Below are 20642 nucleotides of genomic sequence, written 5' to 3'. Positions count from 1 at the left end.
AAAGAAACCATTCTAGACGCCAACACTAGAATGGTTTTCTTATTTTAGGCATACGTATTACAAAATTCATCAACCAGACAATCATCTATCTTTTTCACCTCATTCATTTCCTTATGTGATAAAATTAAAACATAAGGAAGAAGGCGCTTCTATGTGGAATCGACAACAAGTTAAAGAACAAGCCAAACTCATTATAAAACGCAACTATTGGAAAATGTTTGTGGTTACGCTGATTGCATCAACATTGACAGGTGAAAAAACAACGATTATTGAAAGAATACAAGACTTTGCATCAAACAATCTTTCTTATGAAACCCAACCTATATTCTATTCCTCTAATTTCCAATATATATTTTATTCATTCATTTCTGTCGCCAGTATTTTTGGAATACTCTATACAATCTTTATTGGTAATGTTATTGTAGTTGGAAACAATAGATATTTTATTAAGAACCCTGATGAAAAGTCTGAACTCAGTGAAATATTCAAAGGATTTAAGGGCAATTATTTAAATGTGATAAAAATCATGTTTTTGATGGATTTAAAAACACTACTACGGCTATTCTTATTCATAGTACCTGTAGTTAATAAAGCTTACGAATATCCTATGATTCCATATCTATTGGCAAAATCCAAATCTTTCGGCTGATGAAACCTTCTCTTTGTCCAAACAAATGACAACAGGACAAAAGGCAGACTTCTTCGTTCTAGATTTATCTTTTTTAGGGTGGATCATTTTAGGGCAATTTGTTCGGAATTGGACTTCTATTTGTACAACCATATCCAGAAGCAACAAAAGCTGAAGTTTATTTGATTTTAAAACAGAAAATATAGGAGGGATTATATATGTTTGAAAAAGTTGATATTCATAGTCTAAGCTTCAATCCTTTTGATAAGGTTGGAAAAGGCTGGCTACTTATCAGTGCTACCAAAAACGGTAAAACCAACACTATGACCGCTTCCTGGGGAACTCTTGGTCATTTATGGAATAAGAATGTTGCGATTATCTTTATTCGTCCGCAAAGATACACAAAAGAATTCGTTGATGAAAGTGAGACGTTCACCCTATCCTTCTTTGATGATAAGCATAAAGAGCTATCTTACTTAGGCACAAAATCAGGTAAGGATGAAGATAAGATTACAAACGTGAACTTCCACATTGAAATGGTTGATGGAAATCCTACATTTAAAGAAGCTAAAGAAGTCTTTATTTGTAAGAAGCTCTATGTTGGAAAACTCGAAAAAGAACATTTCTTATTGCCTGAAATTTACGAAAGAAATTATCCACTTGATGATTTGCACTATGTATATATTGGAGAAATTACAGATGTCTATACAAAAAAATAAAATTATTCATATCAATAACGAACACATATTTGGTGCTACTACACTAAAAGATATTGCACTTCCTGAAAAGAACAATACCGCACTTCATGTATGTATCGATCCAAAAGCGGTTATGATCAACCGCAAAAGATTGGCTGAAGAATTAAATATGCCTCTAGATCATTGGGCACTTCCTTGGCAAAAGCACACAAACAATATGGCCCACATTACTTCGAGCGATGAAGGCAAGGGGGCCTATGATAAAGATACAAGCATTATGAATGTAGATGCCGTATATACGACAGAGCCAAACATTCTAATTGGCGTATTTACCGCGGATTGTTTAGGCATTCTCGTGGTCGATGAAACAACACCATGCATATGCGCCATTCATTCCGGATGGAAAGGAACCACTTTAGAAATCACTAAAAAATGCTTGAGCGAATTAATCGAAAAAGATTTGATTCATCCTGAATCCTGTCACATATATTTTTCTCCAAGCATTCAATTTGATTCTTTAGAAGTAGGTATGGAAGTTGTTGAACAAATGAAACAAATCAGTATTGATACAACACCTTTCATTCGATATATGCCAAATGAAAAAGCCTATATTGATAATCAAGGTATTAACATTGAAATGTGTAAAGAATTAGGTATTCCAGAGAAAAACATTCATTCAAGCAAATATGATACAAAAAAAGAATTCGATACATGTTTTAGCTATCGTAATGATAAACAAACAGGCGAACACTTTACCTTCGGATACATTAAATAAACCCAAGTCAGCAGCTTGGTTTTTTTTGTCTTTCACGAAGACGATTATCTAAATTGACCTTACGATAGATTTCGGCATGCAGTTCATAAAAACTCATTGATTTCAGCATGTCCTTTTTTTCTTTCGAACAATCCGGTCTGTCTAAGTAGTATAGGAAATGCGAATCTTGACACATATAAATGACTACGGCAAGCCCACAATCGAGGACATACGTTCTGGCATAAACATTTTTTGGATTATGAACTAATTCTCTTGCGAAATCTTCTGGTTCAAGATGGACGACAGTACACATTTCTTATCTCCCTTTGACACTTGCATTATGTATGAATTATGAATTCTCCTCAATAGTCTAGCTTAATTTTTTAGTTTTCCAAATTTTTAATTATGATTCAAAAGTTTTTATTTAAATTTGAGTTGGCTACAAAAATTTTAATCTTTAACGCTATTTCTTGTCTCAATTCCATTACATTCATTTTTCTTAATGCTTCTTTTTTAGAAACATCGACATCAAGTCGATCCAAATAATAAAGATCCTCACCTTCATAATATCCATACACAATACCGGCAATTCCATTATCTAAAACAATTGGTGTGGGAATCAATTGTTTCTTCTTTTTCATCATTGCCTTCGCAAATTCAACAGGATTTAATCGAACTACCATATCTATCACATACTTTCTTTAGACAATCTCATTATGCACAGAAACAATATTGAATTCATTACCCACTTTCAAATTATTTGTATTCCCACTTTTTATTCTGTTTTCAAAATATTTCGTTTATAATTTAATTGGATTCAAAAGGAAAAAGGTGAAAACATGTCAAAGAAAAAAGAAGAAAGACAACTTCAAATTCGTCAAATTCTTGAAGAAAAAGAAAAAATAAAAGTCGCAGAACTCACTAAATTACTTTCTGTTACTCCAGAAACACTACGTAAAGATTTAGATGAACTACAAGAAAGAAAAATATTAGTTCGAGAACATGGCTACGCCAAAATTCAAAGTTCTTCTGTCGAAACATTTGTCGAATTAAAAGCACAAAAAAATAAGGAAATGAAAAAAATTGTAGCCCTAGAAGCATTTAGCCGAATCGAAAATGGCATGACCGTATATTTGGATTCTGGAAGCACAATTTTAACGGCCATAAGCGCCTTACGAAACAAAAGCGACATCACCATTGTCACCAATTCTATTCTTGTAGCTTATGAATGTGCCAACATGAATTTAAATATCATTATGGCTGGTGGTTTATTATTCAATATAGGAAAAAGAACCTATGGACATTTCGCAACCGAAATCATCGACCATTTAAACATTGATTTAGCCATCATGGGAACAGATGCTTTCACCGAAAAGAGTCATGGATTTACCACCATTTCTGCCGATGAACTTGGTTTTAAACGTCACGTTATGAATCAATCCACAAAAAAAATCATGATCAGTGATGCAAGTAAAGTCAATAATAAGGCAGATATTGCGCCTTATGCCTTTTGTAAATTTAATGAGTTCGATGAATTCATCACAAACCATTTGACACCAGAACAATATGATGTTGTAAAAACAGTCAAGAAAGTCACACAGGTGTAGCTTATGTCAAAAAAGAAAGATGAAAGACAATTCAAGATTCGTCAACTTCTACAGGAACATCCAAAAATCAAGATATCCGATTTATCGGATTACTTTCAAACTTCAAGTGAAACCATTCGTAAAGATATTATTGAACTCGAAGATTCTAAAATCATTAAAAAAGAGCATGGCTATGCGCTGCTGTTAGAAGAACCTGATGAAATGCCCATTTCATTAAGAAATCAAGAATATATTGAAGAAAAGAAACAAATCATGAGACAAACTTGCACCTTTATCAAAGAAGGAATGGTTGTCTATTTAGATGCCGGTAGTACATGTCAAGCAGGTATTCCCTTTCTTCAATCCATTCATAATATTACGATTGTGACAAACTCCATTTTTGTAGCCTACAAATGCGCTAAACTAAATATGCACGTTATTTTGATTGGTGGAAACATTTCCAACAATGCCTATCGCTCTTATGGAAACTTTGCCAGTGAAACTATCGATTATATTCATATTGATGTTGCGATTTTAGGAACCAAAGGATTTAAAGACAACAATGGATTTACTACTTATGAAAATGAATATGAATTAAAGCGACACATTCTTCAACAAAGTGAAAAAATCATTGTGGTAACTGATAAAAATAAATTTAATACACAACCTGAATACACGTACTGTAAATTCAAAGAAGTGGATGTATTTATTTCAAACACATTAACTAAAGAAGAAAAAACTCAAATCCAAGTAATCCCAGAAATAATAGAGGCAGAAGTTTAAACACTTCTGCCTTATGCGTATGGATGATCAATTGTGAGTACTAAATAAATCTTTTTATCCGATTCAATATGTTTTAGAAGCATTTCTTCTATTTCTTCCTGCGCATACTTTTCTTCAAATGGAATCACCAAATCAAACACCAAATTCACATGTGTTGGTCCTGACACAATTCTAAAATCATGAAATCTCCATTTCGGATCAATTTGATGAATGGCTTCTACCACTTTTGCACGATACAACTCTGTCTCTGGATCATTTACCTTTACTGGGTCCATATGTAAAACTAAATCAATATTCATATTCTTTTTGACTTCACGCTCTATATTATCAATATGATCATGCGTTTCAAAGATATCTTTGGACGAATCCACTTCTACGTGAGCACTCGCAAAAATCTTATTTGGGCCATAATTATGCAGCATCATATCATGCACGCCTAAAATTGCAGGATGTGCCATGATCATATCTACAATATTGTGTACAAGTTCAGGATCCGGTGCTTCTCCAATCAAAGAATTAATCATATCTCTTAATAAGCCATAAGCTCCATAAAGGATAATTCCTGAAACTACGATACCCATGTATCCATCTAGATTGAAGTGAAGAACTGGAGACAACAATGTCGATACAAGAACAGCTGTTGTTCCACATACATCACTAATTGAATCCAATGCCGTTGCTTCTAAGAGACTTGAATCATATGTTTTAGAAAGCTTCTTATTGTATGCATACATCCAAAATTTAACTATGATAGAAATTAAAAGAATAATGACGGATGCAATTCTAAAATCAATACTTCCCGGATGAATCACTTTAGAAATACTTTCTTTTGCAGTTTCAAAACCTAAAACTAAAATCAATATTCCCACAAATAATGATGCGATTGTTTCCGTTCTTTCATGACCAAATGGATGATCCTTATCTGCTGGCTTATTTGCGAGATGAAAAGATAAAATCGAAATAATATTCGAACCCGCATCCGTTAAGTTGTTTACACCATCCGCTTGAATAGATACCGAATGTACAATAGTACCAATCACAAACTTAATCACAAATAAAAACAAGTTACTAAATATACCCACAATCCCCGATAATTTACCAACACTCGTTCTCACATTGGCATCTTTTGTATCTTGATAATTCTTTATAAATCTACGCACTAAAAAATTCATTATTTACCACCTTCAGTCTCTAAAGTATAGCTTACCTAAAGACAAAACACAAAACGAAATAGGTAGTACAATATAACTTTCATGTTGCAACTTCATATGAAATCGTATACATTTTAGGTGATGGAGGTACATTTTATGATCAAAAAAATTGAGGTTTTAGCTGCCGACGTTGATATGACCCTAAGTTCTAAGGGCAGTCCCTTACCTGAAATCACAATACAAGCTTTAAAAGAACTTCATGATAAAAACGTAAAAATTGGTTTGGCAACTGGAAGAGAAATCACCGAAATGGAAAAAACGAAAGGAATCTTTTGGAATCTAGGCTTCGAGTTTGATTTCATTATCGGAATGAATGGAGGTATGATCTATGATCGTAACCTGAATAAATCATTTACGATGGACATGTTAAGTGTTAAAGAAATGAAGGAAGTCTTAACTTTCTTGATGCCAATCATCTTAGAAAAGAAAGTGTCCGTAAACGTAGAAGGAAATCAACTTCGCAATGTTATGAATATCAGCGATGACTTATTAGATATGGCCAAACGTAAAAATATTCTACTTATCGATAAGACAGGTGATATTGATGGTTTTTGTGAAAAACCTGTTTATAAGTTCTTATTTAGGACAGACCCAGAAACAACACAACTTATCCGTGATCAAGTAGAAGAACAATATAAAGGGAAATACCAAACTATTGAAACATTCCCAGGAACTATCGAATTAATGTATAGTGGTTTCTCCAAAGGTAGAGGTTTAGAAATGTATTGCGAATGGAATCAGATTCACTTAGAAGATACAATTGCATTTGGCGATAATGAAAACGATAATTCTTTACTACTCACAAGTGGATGGGGAGTCTGCCTAAAAGACGGCAATCCAAACACAAAGGCATTGGCCGACGATATTACTGACTACGATTGTCTTGATGGTGGTGTAGGACACTACATATTTGATCATATATTAAACAACAAGGATGTGAAATTCTAAAGTTCCACATCCTTTTTCATTAAGAAAGACTTTTTCTGTGAAAAAGTCACACGTCATATTATTTTTCTCCTGTATTCTTTACTATTCGTGTACACCAATTTAAAAGAAAGAAAACCCAATCAACATAATGTGGATTGGGTTAACAATACTTAGTTATTAGAATGTAGTAATTTATTTGGAATATACATTAAACCTCGTTTAAACACATCCCAAAAACTTAATGATCGAAGCATTCGATCTGCAGGTACATATTCTCTTATAGCACGCAGTGTTTTTTTGTTGTCTTTTGTAGAGAAAGTAAAGTATGTTTTCTCATTTATGAAAATCACAAATCGAGAAATACTTTTATTAAATAAGACACTCGCTTCTACTCGATCAATTGTATCCCATGGAATTTGAATACAATCTTCAACATTTCTTTCATTATAGAATTCAAACGCTTTATTTCCAACCATGACATTTCCATTTGTACTTAATCCTGCAAAAGATGTTGCCTTAATTGTTAAATCTACTTTTGAATTTAATGATTGTGCCATATGTACCTCCTTAAGCTATTACATAATTCCGATTACACGACCAATAATACCAACTACGAATAATGCGATGATAATTGTGATTGGAGAAACTTTCTTCTTCAATAATTTACAGCATAATAAAGTTAATAATAAAGCTGCAAGACCAGGAATCAATGAATCTAAGTTTTGTTGTAAAGTTGTAACTTTGATTTGATTTAAACCAGTAGCTCCTAATGAAGAATATTGTTCTAATGCACTCTTAATTCCATCAGCATTTCCTTGAATTTGTGACCAATCAATGTATGCACCTTCAGATTGAGCAACACTTGAAACAACTGGAGTAAACGAAATACTTACCCAACGTTGAACCAATGCACCAATGATAAACATACCTAAGATACTTGCACCTTGAGTTATTTTTCCAAGAAGTCCACCTGACATATCTTTAGCAATTTTAGTACCTACATTGTAACCAAATTCTTGTGTATACCACATGAATGCTAAACGAATTACGTTCCATAATACAAAGAATAAGATAGGTCCTAGAATATTTCCACTTAATGCTAAAGAAGCTCCTAATGCACCTAAAATTGGACGCATTGTAAACCAGAATACTGGGTCGCCAACACCAGCTAAAGGCCCCATCATACCTACTTTAACACCTTGGATTGCTGTATCATCTACATTTTCACCATTTGCTTTTTCTTCTTCCAAAGCAAGTGTAACACCCATTACTGGACTTGACACATAAGGGTGAGTGTTATAGAACTCCATGTGACGTTTTAAAGCAGCAACTTGATCTTCCTTGTTAGAATATAATTTTTTGATTGCAGGAATAATTGAATAGCACCATCCACCATTTTGCATACGTTCATAGTTCCAAGAACCCTGAAGGAATTGATGACGCCACCAAACTTTTTTACGATCTTGTTTAGTTAATGTAATTTTTTCAGCCATTTTCATTTACCTCCTTCAAAATCCTAGTAATCATTCAAGATGTCGCCTAATGGATCACCAGAACCAGTATTCGATCCTCCACCATTATTTTTAGCAGCATCTTTCAAACCTAAATAAACGATTGCGATAACAACACCAATAACACCTAAAGCAATTAGTGTGAATTCACTTACACAAGCAAATACGAAACCTAAAGCGAAGAATGGCCAAGTTTCCTTTGTAGCCATCATGTTGATAACCATTGCATAACCAACGGCAGCAACCATTCCTCCACCAACTGTCATACCACCAGATAACCAAGCTGGCATTGCATTTAATACACCAGTTACAACTGAACTAGGTACGAAACATAATGCAGCAGCAGGAATCGCAATACGAACACCTTGTAAACAAATACCTACAATTTGCCAACGTTCAATTGCTCCAAAATCACCTTTTTCAGCAGCAGCATCCATGAAGTGAACAATTGGAATTGCAATTGTACGGCAAAGCATAGTTAAGAATAAACCAGCTACTGATAATGGAATAGCTACGGCAATTGCTGTAGAAATAGCAGTTGTAGTATCTGTTGTTCCACCATTTAAACCTAAAACCATAATAATTGCAGAAGCAACTGAAGCTAGTGCAGCATCGGGTGCAACAGCTGCACCAATGTTTGCCCAACCTAAAGCCATCAACTGCAAAGAACCACCTAACATAACACCTTCTTTTAAGTGACCAGTAACCAAACCAATTAATGTACATGCTACTAATGGTTGGTGGAATTCAAATTGGTCAAGAATCCCTTCCATACCGGCTAAGAAGGCAACAATTATAACTAAAATAACGCTAATCGCTGACATAATAATCTCCCTCTAAATTTACTTTAATTCTGTTTTTGCTTTTTTAAGAATTTCATCGAAGTTTTCAGGTGAATCTGTTGGCACCTTACGAACATCGATCTTAATTCCCATTGCTAATAATTCATCAAATGTTTTTACATCATCACTTCCCATAGAAACGGCCTTTGTACAAACTACCTTTCCTTGAGAGTGTGCCATTGAACCTAAGTTCAATTCTTTAATATCAACTCCACCTTTGATAGCTCTTAATGCATCTTGTGGTGTTTCAAACAACAACATCGCTTTTGTGGCTCCAAAACGAGGATCTTTCGCGACCTGGATCATCTTATCGATTGGAACGACATTTGCTTTTACTCCCGGAGGAGCCGCCTGTTCGATCATGCTCTTTCTTAAATTGTCATGAGCTACATTGTCACTAACAACAATGATACGGTTTGGTCCAACTGTCTTTGTCCAAGCTGTTGCTACCTGACCATGAAGTAAACGTGTGTCAATACGTGCTAAACCATATTTAATATGTCCATCTCCAAGAACTGTTCCTTCTGGAATAGCTCCTTGAGGGGCTGCGCTTACTTCCGCTTTCTTTTCTTCTTTTGGTTCTAATTCTTTTGGATTAATCTGTACACCCTCTTGTGCCGTCTGCATGACGTGTGCTGCAATTTCGTGCGCCTTCTCCATTGAAAATCTAGAAGCATACGTTTCAATCAACATAGGCAAATTCAATCCTGTGACAATTGCCCATTTGTCTTCGTGACCATCTAACAAGGCACTTGCCTGATTGAATGGAGTTCCTCCCCATAGGTCAACTAAGAACAATACTTCTTCTTGATTTTCAAAAGAAGCGATCGCATCTTCCATCTTCTTTCGAATGTCTTCAGGTCCTTCACTAGGCATCAAAGTACAAGGCTTTACATTGGCTTGTTCACCAAAAATCATAGCTCCTGACTGGAAGATACCATTCGCAAATTCACCATGACTTGCAAGAATAATTCCTACCATATATTTTCATCCTTTCTTAGAAATTCAATACGCAAAAAAAGACAGACATATACATTTAAACTGAAGATATACAATAAACCAATAAAAATTATATCTTCAATCAAAATAGTAAATGCCTGCCTAACCAGTTACACGCTATTGAATATTCACTTTTTACATCTGAAAATTTACCACTTTCTGAAAGCGTTGTCAACATTTTTCACGAAATAATCGTACTCGATAAAATTCTTTCCAAGTGTAAAGCCAAATACCCCAACTCCGAATCTGGCAAATCTTTATGTAAAACACGGCTCAATTGTTCACATAAAACACGAGCCTGCTCATAAGCAAATGGAAACTTTTCTTTTGTGAACTCTGTAATATCCATCTGCAATTCCTCATCATTATTTAGTCTCAACAACAAAAACTTAATATGATTCATTAAACGAATATATGACAATGAATTCGCATCAATACGAATATTTAAATCAGCTTGTAATTTCTTGAAGAATTCACGAATCATACGCATAACTTCCATCGACTCTCCTACTTTATTTACCGATATAGCCGAGTGAATATGCAAAGTGATAAAAGCAATTTCATCTGTATTAATTTCTTCATGCGTATATTTTTCAATGACATCCTTTGCCTTTAACGCCACTGAATATTCATCCGGAAACATAAGTTGAATATCCATATTAAATGGATTGGATGGGAAATCCTTCTCTTTAATTCTTTTTATCGCAAAATAAATATGATCCGCTAAAGACAATAAAATATCATGTTCTACTTTACCAAATTTCTCTTTTGTTAAAGTAATAATTTCAGATGAAATTTCAATATACATTGGATCAATGTAATCAAAAATATTATTCGATTTCTGTTTCGCCTGATATGACTTTTGCATCTTATACTGCTTTGCATTACGCGGAACATCCACTTGTTCCCCTTGTTTTTTACCAAAACCAATTCCTTTAGACATCACAATTATTTCTTCATTTTCTTTTAAAACCAAGATTGTATTATGATTCAAAACCTTTAAAATTTCATACATATCCATTATCCCTTTACCCTTAACATCATATCATGACATTGCATTTTTCCATATTTTTTTTCTATTTCTGCACCATCTTTTATTTTCGTAAATACAATTATAATATTCTCATCTAACGCATTGTCTTTGATATACTTTAAATCTGCATTCCACAAAACATCTCCGGCTTTTACTTCTTGGTTTGGTCTAACCAACAATTCAAACCCCTTGCCATTTAATTTCGCCGAATCCGTGCCAAAATGAATTAAGATCTGTGTATTATCATCAATTGTAATACCAATCGCATGCTTTGTTGGATAAATCATTGAAATAACTCCATCACACGGCGCCACAACAACCCCATCATACGGACGAATCATAATGCCATCACCCATCAATTTATGTGCAAACATAGAATCCGTTGCATCTTCTATCGGCATTACTTCCCCATTTACTAAACATTCAAGTTCCAACTGTGTTTTTGTTTCTAAAACAACTTCTTTATCCTCAAAATCATAACTTTCCGGCACATTCAACATATACTCATCCAGTTTTGTCTTTATATTCGAAGCCTGAGGACCATAAATAATTTGAATTGCATTTGGCTGACACATAATAGCTGCAGCCCCCGATTTTTTTAACAACCCTTCATTGATTAAAGTATCATCTTTGATTGTCGCTCTTAATCTTGTGATGCAACAATCTAAATCCGTAAAGTTACTTCGTCCACCTAAGCCTTGAACAATCATCTGACTTCTAGGATCGATCAACGATTTATCAAAACTAAAATCATACTTTTTCTTATCAAACACCTTAATGCTTTCGTCTCTTCCAGGCGTTTTTAAATCGTACTTTACAATCAAAAACTTAAACACCCCATAATACACAAAGAAATATACCAAGCCAATCAAAACTACAATCATCCAATTTGTCTTCGCATTTCCCTGCAAAATCCCAAACAATGTAAAATCAAGCAACCCAGCTGAAAAAGTAAATCCAATCGCAACCTGTAAAGCTTGTGCAACCACAAAACATGTGGCGGCTAATAACACATGAACAACATATAATAATGGCGCCACAAACAAGAAAGAGAATTCAATCGGCTCTGTAATTCCTGTTAATGCACTTGTTAAAGCGGCCGAAAGCAATAAACTCGCCGTCTTTTTTTTAGCTTCTGGATTTGCACACTTATACATGGCTAAAGCTACGCCAGGCAAGCCAAAAATCATAAAAATAAATTCCCCAGAGAAAAATTTAGTTGCATTCACACTAAAATGAGTCACACTTGGATCGGATAATTGCGCAAAGAAAATATTCTGTGCGCCCGATATAATTGAACCATTTACCATCTGTACACCGCCTAGAGCACTCTGATAAAATGGCATGTACCAAACATGATGCAAGCCAAAAGGAACTAAACTACGCTTAATAACTCCATAAATAAATGTCCCAAAATAGCCGGAGTCAGATATAAATCGTCCTAAATTATAAACGCCCTGCTGTAATGGTGGCCAAACAAAATACAAAAGCACTCCAACTAATACATATGTAATAGCACAAATAATTGGAATAAAGCGTTCTCCTTCATAAAAAGAAATCACATTTGGCAGTTGAATCTGGTAAAAACGATTATGCAAATAACTAACACCAAGTCCAACTATAATTCCGCCAAACACACCCATTTCAAGCGACAAAATTCCACATACCGAAGTAATAGATCCATCTAGAATATAATTTGAAGCCACACCATTCACTATACTTCCATCTAAACAAAGTAACGCATTAATTGTGGCATGCATCACAAAAAAGGCAATAATAGCTGCAAGAGCAGCGACTTCTTTTCTTCGCTTAGACATTCCTAAAGCTATAGAAACCGCAAAAATTAATGGTAGATTATCAAATAAAATTTTGCCCACTTTTTTCAATAAAATTAAAACACAATATAAAAAGGTTCCTTGCCCTAATACTGATTCTAAATGCAATGTCATTATGGTTGTTTCATTGGTCAAAGAACTTCCTACACCCAAAAAAATACCTGCAACAGGAAGCACTGCGATAGGTAACATAAAGGATTTTCCCATCCTTTGTAAAAAACTAAACACATGATGTTGTTTCATTGATTAATACCTCTACTGTATTTATGATGATAAATGACATCTGTCAAAAAGTCCATAAAAAAGGCAATGAAGCTTTCATAAGAAAAAAAGTAAAAATCTGATTTCTACTTGATTAAATATGTTCTTTGATAAAAGAAGAAATTGTTTCTTCTACTTTATCACGTGCTTCTATAGATGCAAAGTCATGCCCTCCATTTGAAACTTTATGGAACTTGGCATTTTGATACCCCCTGAGCATAACGTAAACAAGTTTCTTCATCCACTTGATCATCATCTGCACGTATCAACATAACTGGACCATTATATCCTTTAGCTTCCGTAAAAGGATCTGGATGTTTTGTCATTTCATTATTAAAAGATGCCTTAAATCATACACTCTCTATATCAATGTAATCTTGGCCCATTTATTTCATAGCCTCTGCCATTTGATCACGACTAAACCTCAGGCAAACACCTGGACATAATAATATCAAACCATGAGACTGAATTTTAGGCGCACATGAAATTACTTTACCAAGATTTTTAAGAAAGTAATGAACAAAACACCTAGTGAATATTTCAAAACCATTAAAAATGAAGCTAGAAGTTCATAATATGCTGATTCAAACCATTAGAATATCTAGTGAATTCAAAGAAAAAAATTGCGATAAAAAAGCGGTCATTTAATTGACCACTTTATTCACATATAGACTATTTATAGGTTTAAAGGAAAACAAATTGGGTAGTCGATATGTTAGATTTCGCCACGACGCTTCTTAAGTTCTAATACATTCGCTTCGACACGATTTTTACTTAATGGATATAAGAACATCAATACCAATGCGATTCCAACAAATCCAATCGCAGGAATGATACAAGTCATATTAAAGATGCCATTAACTACTTCTGGATTAAATGCAGTGGCTGCAGAATATCCAATCACTGATAACAATGCACCAATCATACCACTTGATAAAGCTTGTCCAATTTTACGTGCAAATGAGTATACTGAATAGATTGTTCCATCTTCACGAACACCGTTTTTAACTTCTGCATCATCAATTACGTCAGTAATCATTGCCCAGATAACCATATTGAAGAATCCAACACCAATATTGGCTACCACATAGAATACAACATATGTATATGGATTCTCTGGTTTTAATACCCAACAAATCAAATAAACAACAGCACCAAATAAACATGAACCAATAGCTAATTCTTTTTTACCATATTTTGCAGATAACTTTGTAGCTAATGGTGCACAAACAACTAACATAACAAGACTACCAGCTAATGCAGCTACCGATTGAGCAGCTACATTACCATAGAAATTCGGGAACAAATACGCATTCATACCTTGCATAGTAAGCATTACAAGTAGTAACAAGATTGCAGCTGCAATAATACCAATCAATGAACGGTTTGTAACTAAACTCTTCATCAAATCACCAAAGTTAAATTTTGTATTGTTTTGAGGAACTTCTACACGTTCAGTTGCTAACTTGAAGCACAACATATAACAAATCACAGCCATAACACTGAATACACCAGCAATAATTGTCATACGATTTCCAGATAATATAGTATTTCCATTGACTGTTTCATATGCGAACAATGGAGTACCTACACCAATTACTAAACCAGCTAATGTGGAACCGATTGACCTCCAAGTTGATAAACTTGCACGATCTTTTGCATCTGCTGAAATCGCAGAAGCCATTGAACCATAAGGAATATTGATTGAAGTATAGAAAATACTTCCCCATAAAATATAAGTTACAATCATCCAAACAACTTTGAATAAATACGGCATATTCGCAAATCCAGATTGGAATACCAAGAAACTAGAGATCGCAACAGGACCGCACATACGTCGAAGCCATGGTTTAAACTTTCCGTCTTTTGTAGGCTTAGAACGGTCTACAATCTGGCCCATTGCAACATCCGTGAAGGCATCCACAAATCTTGCAGCCATCATTAACACACCAACAACGGCTGCATGAATACCCATAACGTCTGTATAGAATTTCAACATAAAGCTTGAAGACAAGATGAATGTAAAATCATTTCCAAAGTCTCCAAACATGTAACCGATTTTATCTTTGAACCCAAAAGGACGAACATTATTTTTTTCACTCATACTGCTTATCCTCTACTTCTTAATCTTGATCAATTGCGCATTTAAGCTTTCAATAAATCCTTCTGGAACTAGACTACCAGCCATTTTTTGCATATTTTCCATATTCATACCCTTCATCATATCCCACATACCTTCACCAGGTGCGATATTGAAGTTTGTCGCAAGTTTAACTGCCTTTTGAACAATCGCAAAGGCATCTTTATTATGAGAAATTTCTTCCATCGTATCTTTAATACTGTACATTCCTTCAGGGAATTCCATTGGAGCTTTAAGATCCATATCTCCAACGGCTTCAAACCAGTTTTTAACACCTTCTGCACGCTCATTTACTTCAGGCAAGACATAAATTGAAGGTTCTTTTTCTACCTTTTCTAATGTAATGCTGTCTTTTACATCACCCGCAACAGCTAATACTGTATTGAAGCCATCTTTTAATGCTACATTGAACACAAATACTTTATCTGCACTTAATTCTTGTACCAATTCATCATTTAGATATAATGCTACACTTGGCTGGTTTGAATACACACGAATTTGAGTTGTTTCTCCAGCTCTTTGTGCATAGCGACTACCACATACATGTACCATTGGTTCTGCATTCCAATATGCTTTATAAATGAAGTAGCTGTCTTTCTTTGTCTTACGATCCATTGTGACTAGCCCCTTGTTGTTACGACCTTTAACGCCGCCCTCATCACGAGCTGCACATCCAAAATCAAACATATTCCATACATGGCTTGACCAGATCCAAGGACGATCATTCAATACTTTGGCCATGTGCTCATGGTACAATGCCTGATATTCTTCACTGTAGTCTTTACAGGCTGGATTAGGTCCATGATAAGTGATAATACCTTCACAACCATATTCAGATAGACCTAGACATAAATCTGGATGTTTTTCATGGAACATATCCATCCAAGGACCATTGTCCTCCATTTTTCCGCCATACCATCCGAAATAGTGGTTGTAGCTGATCACATCTGTAATTTCATGCATTGGACTATCCACTGGAGTCATACTTACATGTGCAATTGTAGTTAAACGAGATGGATCCAATTTTTTAGCCAACGCATTCAATTCTTTATGGTTTTCCACCAACTTTTCACTGATTCCACCAATCAAGATTTCATTTGAGATTCCCCAGAAACAAATAGACGGGTGATTGTAGTTTTGGATAATCAATTCTTTCAACTGACTGATACAATTTTGATGTGCGTCTGGATTCTTATTGAATACACTGATAAATGGAATTTCAGCCCAGACGATGAAGCCTAATTCATCACATGCCTCATAGAAATCTTGACTGTGTTGATAGTGAGCCAAACGAATTGTATTTGCTCCTAGATCTTTAATGATTCTTGCATCTTCATAGTGATCTTCACGAGTCAACGCATTTCCTTTATACAATTGATCTTGGTGACGACTTACACCACGTAATGGTGTTTCTACACCGTTGATAATAAATCCTTTACTTGGATCACATGAGAAGCTACGAACACCTGTCTTCACTGTCACTTCATCAAATGTTTCATTACGTCTTTGCAGTTTCGCTGTTACTGTATATAAGTATGGATTGTCGATATCCCAGTTTGTCGTATCTGAAACAAAGACAGATACTTTTGTAGAATCTGCAGGACGACAAGCTGAAGCCATTTCTTTTCCATCGGCATCTAAGATTGAATATAATACGGTAAAGTTTTCATCGGCATCCTTTACGAATGATTCGATTTCAAAGTTTGCACCGCCATCACATGGATAAGGCATCACTTTAATTCCAGGACCGCCATAGTACTCTAAATCAAAGTGAGCTTCTGTTGTACAAATGATGTTGACTCCACGATACAAACCTCCATAGAATGTAAAATCTGCACTTTGGGGATATACACTGTCTTTATACTCATTGCTGCAAGCAATCACTAATAAGTTTTCTTCATCTTCTTTGCACAAATCAGTAACATCGGCACGGAAGATTGAATATCCACCTTCATGATACGTAACCTTAGTACCATTCACATACACTGTAGCTTGTTGGCCAGCAGCCAATACTTCTACGAATACTTTAGAACCACCAAACGCTTGCGTTGGAGTTTTAAAAGTTTTCGCATACCAGTAGTTTCCACGATCATATGAACCATTTCCATCGTGTCCATCTACCGCATTCCAAGTATGAGGCAAATTCACTGTTTGCCAGTCTGTCGGCATAACATTAGGTAGCCCAACGTCTTTTTGAATAAACAGCCAATTTTCATTTAAATTAATAATTTTTCGCATCTTTTTTCTCCTTTTTAATATTTTATTTACCAAACACAAATCTTTATCTATATTGTAATCGCTAACATTGCATGATGGTAGTAATATATTATTGTTTTATAGTAATTTATTACTGTATCCCCTTACATTATCGAAAATTATTTCTTACCATCAGCTTATTTAACTCGATTTAAGAAAAAAAGGCAACAGATTAATACCTTTATATATAGCACATTATTGACTTAATCATAATATTATACGATAATACAGTTAAATATTACTATTAAAGGAGAAATATTATGGATTATGAGAGAGAATATGCATTTGTCATTAAATATTTGAATAAATTATCTATCAAAACAGCGCTTATCCATATATATGAAAACGATACCCCTACATTTGATCTAGGTCTTAGAAAAATTATATATGGTACTGATGACTACCCTAAATTTTTTGAATTTTTAACATCTGCAGGTAAATCTAATACAATCTATCAAATCAATGATAAGTATTTTTGTAAGTACTATGCGCTACGTCTTCCGAATAAACCTGGTACTTATTTGATGATTGGTCCTTATTTGGATCAAGAGATCACCCAAGAATCTTTATTAAACCTAGCCGATCATTATAATTTTTCACCGCAAATATTTTCTCAACTAAAATACTTCTATGAAAAAGTTCCTATTATTAAAGATATCGATCATTTATTATTACTCATCATCACCCTAGGCGAATATTTATGGGGTAATATGAACAACTTTTCACTTGAAAAAGTCGATCCTCATTCCATTGAATGGGCACAGCCTGTTTCTAGAGAAAAAAAAGAAACAAATGATGATGCATTTCTAACAATGAAAGCTATGGAAGAACGATACGCCAGAGAAAATGGACTTATACAGGCTGTCTCAAAAGGATTAATTCACGAAGCTGAACAATTTTCTTCCTCATCGATTTTTTTTGAAATGGAAAAAAGATTGAGCGATCCCATTCGCGATATTAAAAACTATACGATTATTTTAAATACGATATTAAGGAAAAGTGCCGAAAAAGGAAAAGTACATCCAATACATCTTGATGCACTATCGAGTCAATTTGCGAAAGAAATTGAGAATATCACCTCGGTAAAAAAAGGTATTGAACTTCAAAAAAATATGGTTGAAAAATATTGTCTATTGGTTAAAAAACACTCCATCAATCATTATTCTTTACCTATCCAAAAAGTCATCACATATATTGATACGGATTTAACTGCGGATTTAAGTTTAAGTGCTCTTTCAAACTTATTAAATTTAAGTCCAAACTATTTATCAGCCCTCTTTAAAAAAGAGGCAGGAACTACACTTACAAACTATGTAAACACAAAAAGAATTGAACATGCAGTCTATCTACTGAGTTCAACAGATATGCAGATTCAAAACATTGCTCAATATTGTGGTATTCCTGACGTAAATTACTTTACTAAGATTTTTAAGAAAGTAATGAACAAAACACCGAGTGAATTCAAAGAAGATATTCGATAAAAAAAGCGTACTTCACACTACCAAGAAGTACGTTTTCTCTTACATATTATTATTTTACATTAAAGCCAAAGTAGCGGACTGCATTATTATATGAAATCCCCTTAACAATCTTTTCTAAAGCTTTATAATCGGCTGGATATTCACCATTTTCTACCCAATTTCCCAATAATTCACAAAGAATACGACGGAAATACTCATGACGTGTATACGACAAGAAACTACGAGAATCTGTCAACATACCGACAAAGTTTGATAATAAGCCAAGATTTGCCAGAGACGTCATTTGATCTGTCATACCTGTTTTATGATCATTAAACCACCACGCTGAACCTTGTTGAATCTTTCCAATGTTACTTGAATCTTGAAAACAACCAATAATTGTACCAATGGCTGCATTATCCATTGGATTTAAAGAATATAGAATTGTTTTAGGCAACTCATCCGTGATTGCAAGTGCATTTAGATAATCTGCCATTTCACTTGAAGGTGCAAAGTTATTGATACAATCAATACCTGCATCTGGACCTAACTTATTAAATACAGCCTTGTTGTTGTCACGCTTAACCCCATAGTGTAGTTGCATCACCCAATTCTTCTTATTGTATTCTTTACCTAAAGCCACCATAAATGCAGTTTTAAACACTAACTCTTCCTCATGCGTAATAACCTCACCCTTGAAACGCTTCGCAAAGATTTCCTCAACCGTTTCAAACGATGCTGGTTTATACATTACATACTCTAATCCATGATCACTTACACAACACCCATTGGCTTCAAAGAAATCCATTCGATTCTTTAGGGCTTTAATCAATGTTTCAAAACTATGGATTTCAATTCCACTTACTGAACTTAAACGAGTTAAGTACTCCAAGTAGTCTGGCTTTTCTAAACTCATAGCTTTATCTGGACGCCATGCTGGAAGAACTTTAACATCAAAAGAATCATCTTCAGCTATCTTTTTATGCCATTCTAAAGAGTCTGCCGGATCATCTGTAGTACATAATAATTTAACATTCGAGTTTTGAATTAAACTACGAGCGCTCATACCCTTCAATTTTTCATTACATAAATTCCATACTTCTTCCGCTGTATCGCCATTTAAGTAACCTTCATAACCAAAATATTTTTTAAGCTCTAAATGAGACCAATGATATAAAGGGTTGCCAATCGCCATTTCCAATGTTTCGGCCCACTTTTGGAATTTTTCGCGATCCGATGTATTTCCTGTAATATATTTTTCCTCCACACCATTCGAGCGCATTTGACGCCATTTATAGTGATCCCCACCAAGCCATACTTGTGTTATATTTTCAAACTGACGATCCTCATAAATTTCTTTTGGATCCAAGTGACAATGATAGTCAATAATTGGCATATTTTCAGCGTATTCATGATACAACTTTTGTGCGGTTGGCGTAGATAATAAGAAATTTTTATCCATAAATTGTTTCATATATATTCCTGCTTTCTAGTTGTTTTAAAGTAATATGGACCGATATTCATAGGGAAAATAGAATACCGATCCTTTTTTATATATAGTAACAGACGACTAAAAGTTAGACATTTTAATGTAAGTATATTGTTGTTGTAAATTAGGAGAAATAAATACATGATAGTAATCTGTTGCTACCGAAATAAATTATTATCTTTGAACGCGGCCTGAACCATCTCCACCAGCTAATTTCAACACTTCGCCC

General features: G+C 34.4%; 20 protein-coding genes. 7 read left to right on the top strand and 13 right to left on the bottom strand.

The genetic code is table 11. The features are described 5' to 3' along the window. Positions 1 to 151 precede the first annotated feature (151 nt). The 3 genes from LJE08_RS08745 to LJE08_RS08735 all read left to right on the top strand — a co-directional run bounded on the left by LJE08_RS08745 (position 152) and on the right by LJE08_RS08735 (position 2101). The gene (locus tag LJE08_RS08745) at positions 152 to 649 is read left to right on the top strand and encodes a hypothetical protein (protein ID WP_227402955.1); all 498 of its coding nucleotides are present in this window, start codon (positions 152 to 154) and stop codon (positions 647 to 649) included. A 197-nt stretch (positions 650 to 846) separates the two neighbouring features. Then, positions 847 to 1347 carry a flavin reductase gene (locus LJE08_RS08740; RefSeq protein WP_227402954.1) on the top strand — a complete coding sequence of 167 codons (501 nt, stop codon included), beginning with the start codon at positions 847 to 849 and terminating at the stop codon, positions 1345 to 1347. Then, positions 1328 to 2101, top strand: a complete 774-nt coding sequence (locus LJE08_RS08735; protein ID WP_227402953.1) for a polyphenol oxidase family protein — start codon at positions 1328 to 1330, stop codon at positions 2099 to 2101. Before LJE08_RS08740 ends, LJE08_RS08735 begins: the two co-directional genes overlap by 20 nt. 7 nt (positions 2102 to 2108) lie before the next feature. Here LJE08_RS08735 and LJE08_RS08730 read toward each other — a convergent pair whose 3' ends face one another. Continuing rightward, positions 2109 to 2393, bottom strand: a complete 285-nt coding sequence (locus tag LJE08_RS08730; RefSeq protein ID WP_227402952.1) for a hypothetical protein — start codon at positions 2391 to 2393, stop codon at positions 2109 to 2111. Between the two features lie 97 nt (positions 2394 to 2490). Continuing rightward, positions 2491 to 2763: a hypothetical protein gene (locus tag LJE08_RS08725; RefSeq protein WP_186998880.1), complete on the bottom strand. Its 273-nt coding sequence runs from the start codon at positions 2761 to 2763 to the stop codon at positions 2491 to 2493. A gap of 156 nt (positions 2764 to 2919) precedes the next feature. On the opposite strand from LJE08_RS08725, the gene LJE08_RS08720 reads away from it, so the two are divergent. Both LJE08_RS08720 and LJE08_RS08715 read left to right on the top strand, forming a co-directional pair. After that, on the top strand, positions 2920 to 3687 hold the full coding sequence (locus LJE08_RS08720) for a DeoR/GlpR family DNA-binding transcription regulator (protein ID WP_227402951.1): 768 nt from the start codon (positions 2920 to 2922) through the stop codon (positions 3685 to 3687). A gap of 3 nt (positions 3688 to 3690) precedes the next feature. After that, positions 3691 to 4449 carry a DeoR/GlpR family DNA-binding transcription regulator gene (locus tag LJE08_RS08715; protein ID WP_117926004.1) on the top strand — a complete coding sequence of 253 codons (759 nt, stop codon included), beginning with the start codon at positions 3691 to 3693 and terminating at the stop codon, positions 4447 to 4449. Positions 4450 to 4460: 11 nt separating this feature from the next. Here LJE08_RS08715 and LJE08_RS08710 read toward each other — a convergent pair whose 3' ends face one another. After that, on the bottom strand, positions 4461 to 5621 hold the full coding sequence (locus tag LJE08_RS08710) for a cation diffusion facilitator family transporter (RefSeq protein ID WP_217256823.1): 1161 nt from the start codon (positions 5619 to 5621) through the stop codon (positions 4461 to 4463). Positions 5622 to 5756: 135 nt separating this feature from the next. Between LJE08_RS08710 and LJE08_RS08705 the strand changes: the two genes are divergently transcribed. Further along, entirely contained in the window at positions 5757 to 6608 is an 852-nt protein-coding gene (locus tag LJE08_RS08705; RefSeq protein ID WP_227402950.1) for an HAD-IIB family hydrolase, read from the top strand. 149 nt (positions 6609 to 6757) lie between these two features. Here the strand turns inward: LJE08_RS08705 and LJE08_RS08700 are convergent, their stop codons facing one another. From LJE08_RS08700 to LJE08_RS08660, 9 genes are all read right to left on the bottom strand, one after another. Beyond that, positions 6758 to 7144 carry a DUF956 family protein gene (locus tag LJE08_RS08700; RefSeq protein WP_117926010.1) on the bottom strand — a complete coding sequence of 129 codons (387 nt, stop codon included), beginning with the start codon at positions 7142 to 7144 and terminating at the stop codon, positions 6758 to 6760. 18 nt (positions 7145 to 7162) lie between these two features. Next, positions 7163 to 8080, bottom strand: a complete 918-nt coding sequence (locus LJE08_RS08695) for a PTS system mannose/fructose/sorbose family transporter subunit IID (RefSeq protein WP_117926012.1) — start codon at positions 8078 to 8080, stop codon at positions 7163 to 7165. 23 nt (positions 8081 to 8103) lie between these two features. Then, positions 8104 to 8922: a PTS mannose/fructose/sorbose transporter subunit IIC gene (locus LJE08_RS08690; RefSeq protein ID WP_117926014.1), complete on the bottom strand. Its 819-nt coding sequence runs from the start codon at positions 8920 to 8922 to the stop codon at positions 8104 to 8106. A gap of 18 nt (positions 8923 to 8940) precedes the next feature. Then, complete coding sequence (locus LJE08_RS08685) at positions 8941 to 9921, bottom strand: PTS sugar transporter subunit IIB (RefSeq protein WP_003866163.1); 981 nt, start codon at positions 9919 to 9921, stop codon at positions 8941 to 8943. Between the two features lie 199 nt (positions 9922 to 10120). Further along, complete coding sequence (locus LJE08_RS08680; protein ID WP_186998888.1) at positions 10121 to 10954, bottom strand: PRD domain-containing protein; 834 nt, start codon at positions 10952 to 10954, stop codon at positions 10121 to 10123. Between the two features lie 5 nt (positions 10955 to 10959). Continuing rightward, a complete protein-coding gene (locus tag LJE08_RS08675; RefSeq protein ID WP_227402949.1) occupies positions 10960 to 13050 on the bottom strand; it encodes a PTS transporter subunit IIABC in 2091 nt (696 codons plus the stop codon). Positions 13051 to 13253: 203 nt separating this feature from the next. Beyond that, positions 13254 to 13394, bottom strand: a complete 141-nt coding sequence (locus LJE08_RS08670; RefSeq protein ID WP_158567624.1) for a hypothetical protein — start codon at positions 13392 to 13394, stop codon at positions 13254 to 13256. A gap of 389 nt (positions 13395 to 13783) precedes the next feature. Beyond that, entirely contained in the window at positions 13784 to 15172 is a 1389-nt protein-coding gene (locus LJE08_RS08665; RefSeq protein ID WP_117926018.1) for an MFS transporter, read from the bottom strand. A 12-nt stretch (positions 15173 to 15184) separates the two neighbouring features. After that, positions 15185 to 17446: a glycoside hydrolase family 2 protein gene (locus LJE08_RS08660; RefSeq protein ID WP_227402948.1), complete on the bottom strand. Its 2262-nt coding sequence runs from the start codon at positions 17444 to 17446 to the stop codon at positions 15185 to 15187. Positions 17447 to 17763: 317 nt separating this feature from the next. On the opposite strand from LJE08_RS08660, the gene LJE08_RS08655 reads away from it, so the two are divergent. After that, positions 17764 to 18945: a response regulator transcription factor gene (locus LJE08_RS08655; RefSeq protein WP_227402947.1), complete on the top strand. Its 1182-nt coding sequence runs from the start codon at positions 17764 to 17766 to the stop codon at positions 18943 to 18945. A gap of 49 nt (positions 18946 to 18994) precedes the next feature. On the opposite strand, the gene uxaC is transcribed toward LJE08_RS08655, so the two are convergent. After that, entirely contained in the window at positions 18995 to 20398 is a 1404-nt protein-coding gene (gene uxaC, locus LJE08_RS08650) for a glucuronate isomerase (RefSeq protein WP_117926022.1), read from the bottom strand. Between the last annotated feature and the right edge of the window lie 244 nt (positions 20399 to 20642).

It is taken from the genome of Holdemanella sp. DFI.5.55 (assembly GCF_020593575.1).
In the GTDB taxonomy this organism is placed as follows: domain Bacteria; phylum Bacillota_I; class Bacilli_A; order Erysipelotrichales; family Erysipelotrichaceae; genus Holdemanella; species Holdemanella hominis.
This window is presented reverse-complemented; position numbering and strand designations above follow the sequence as displayed.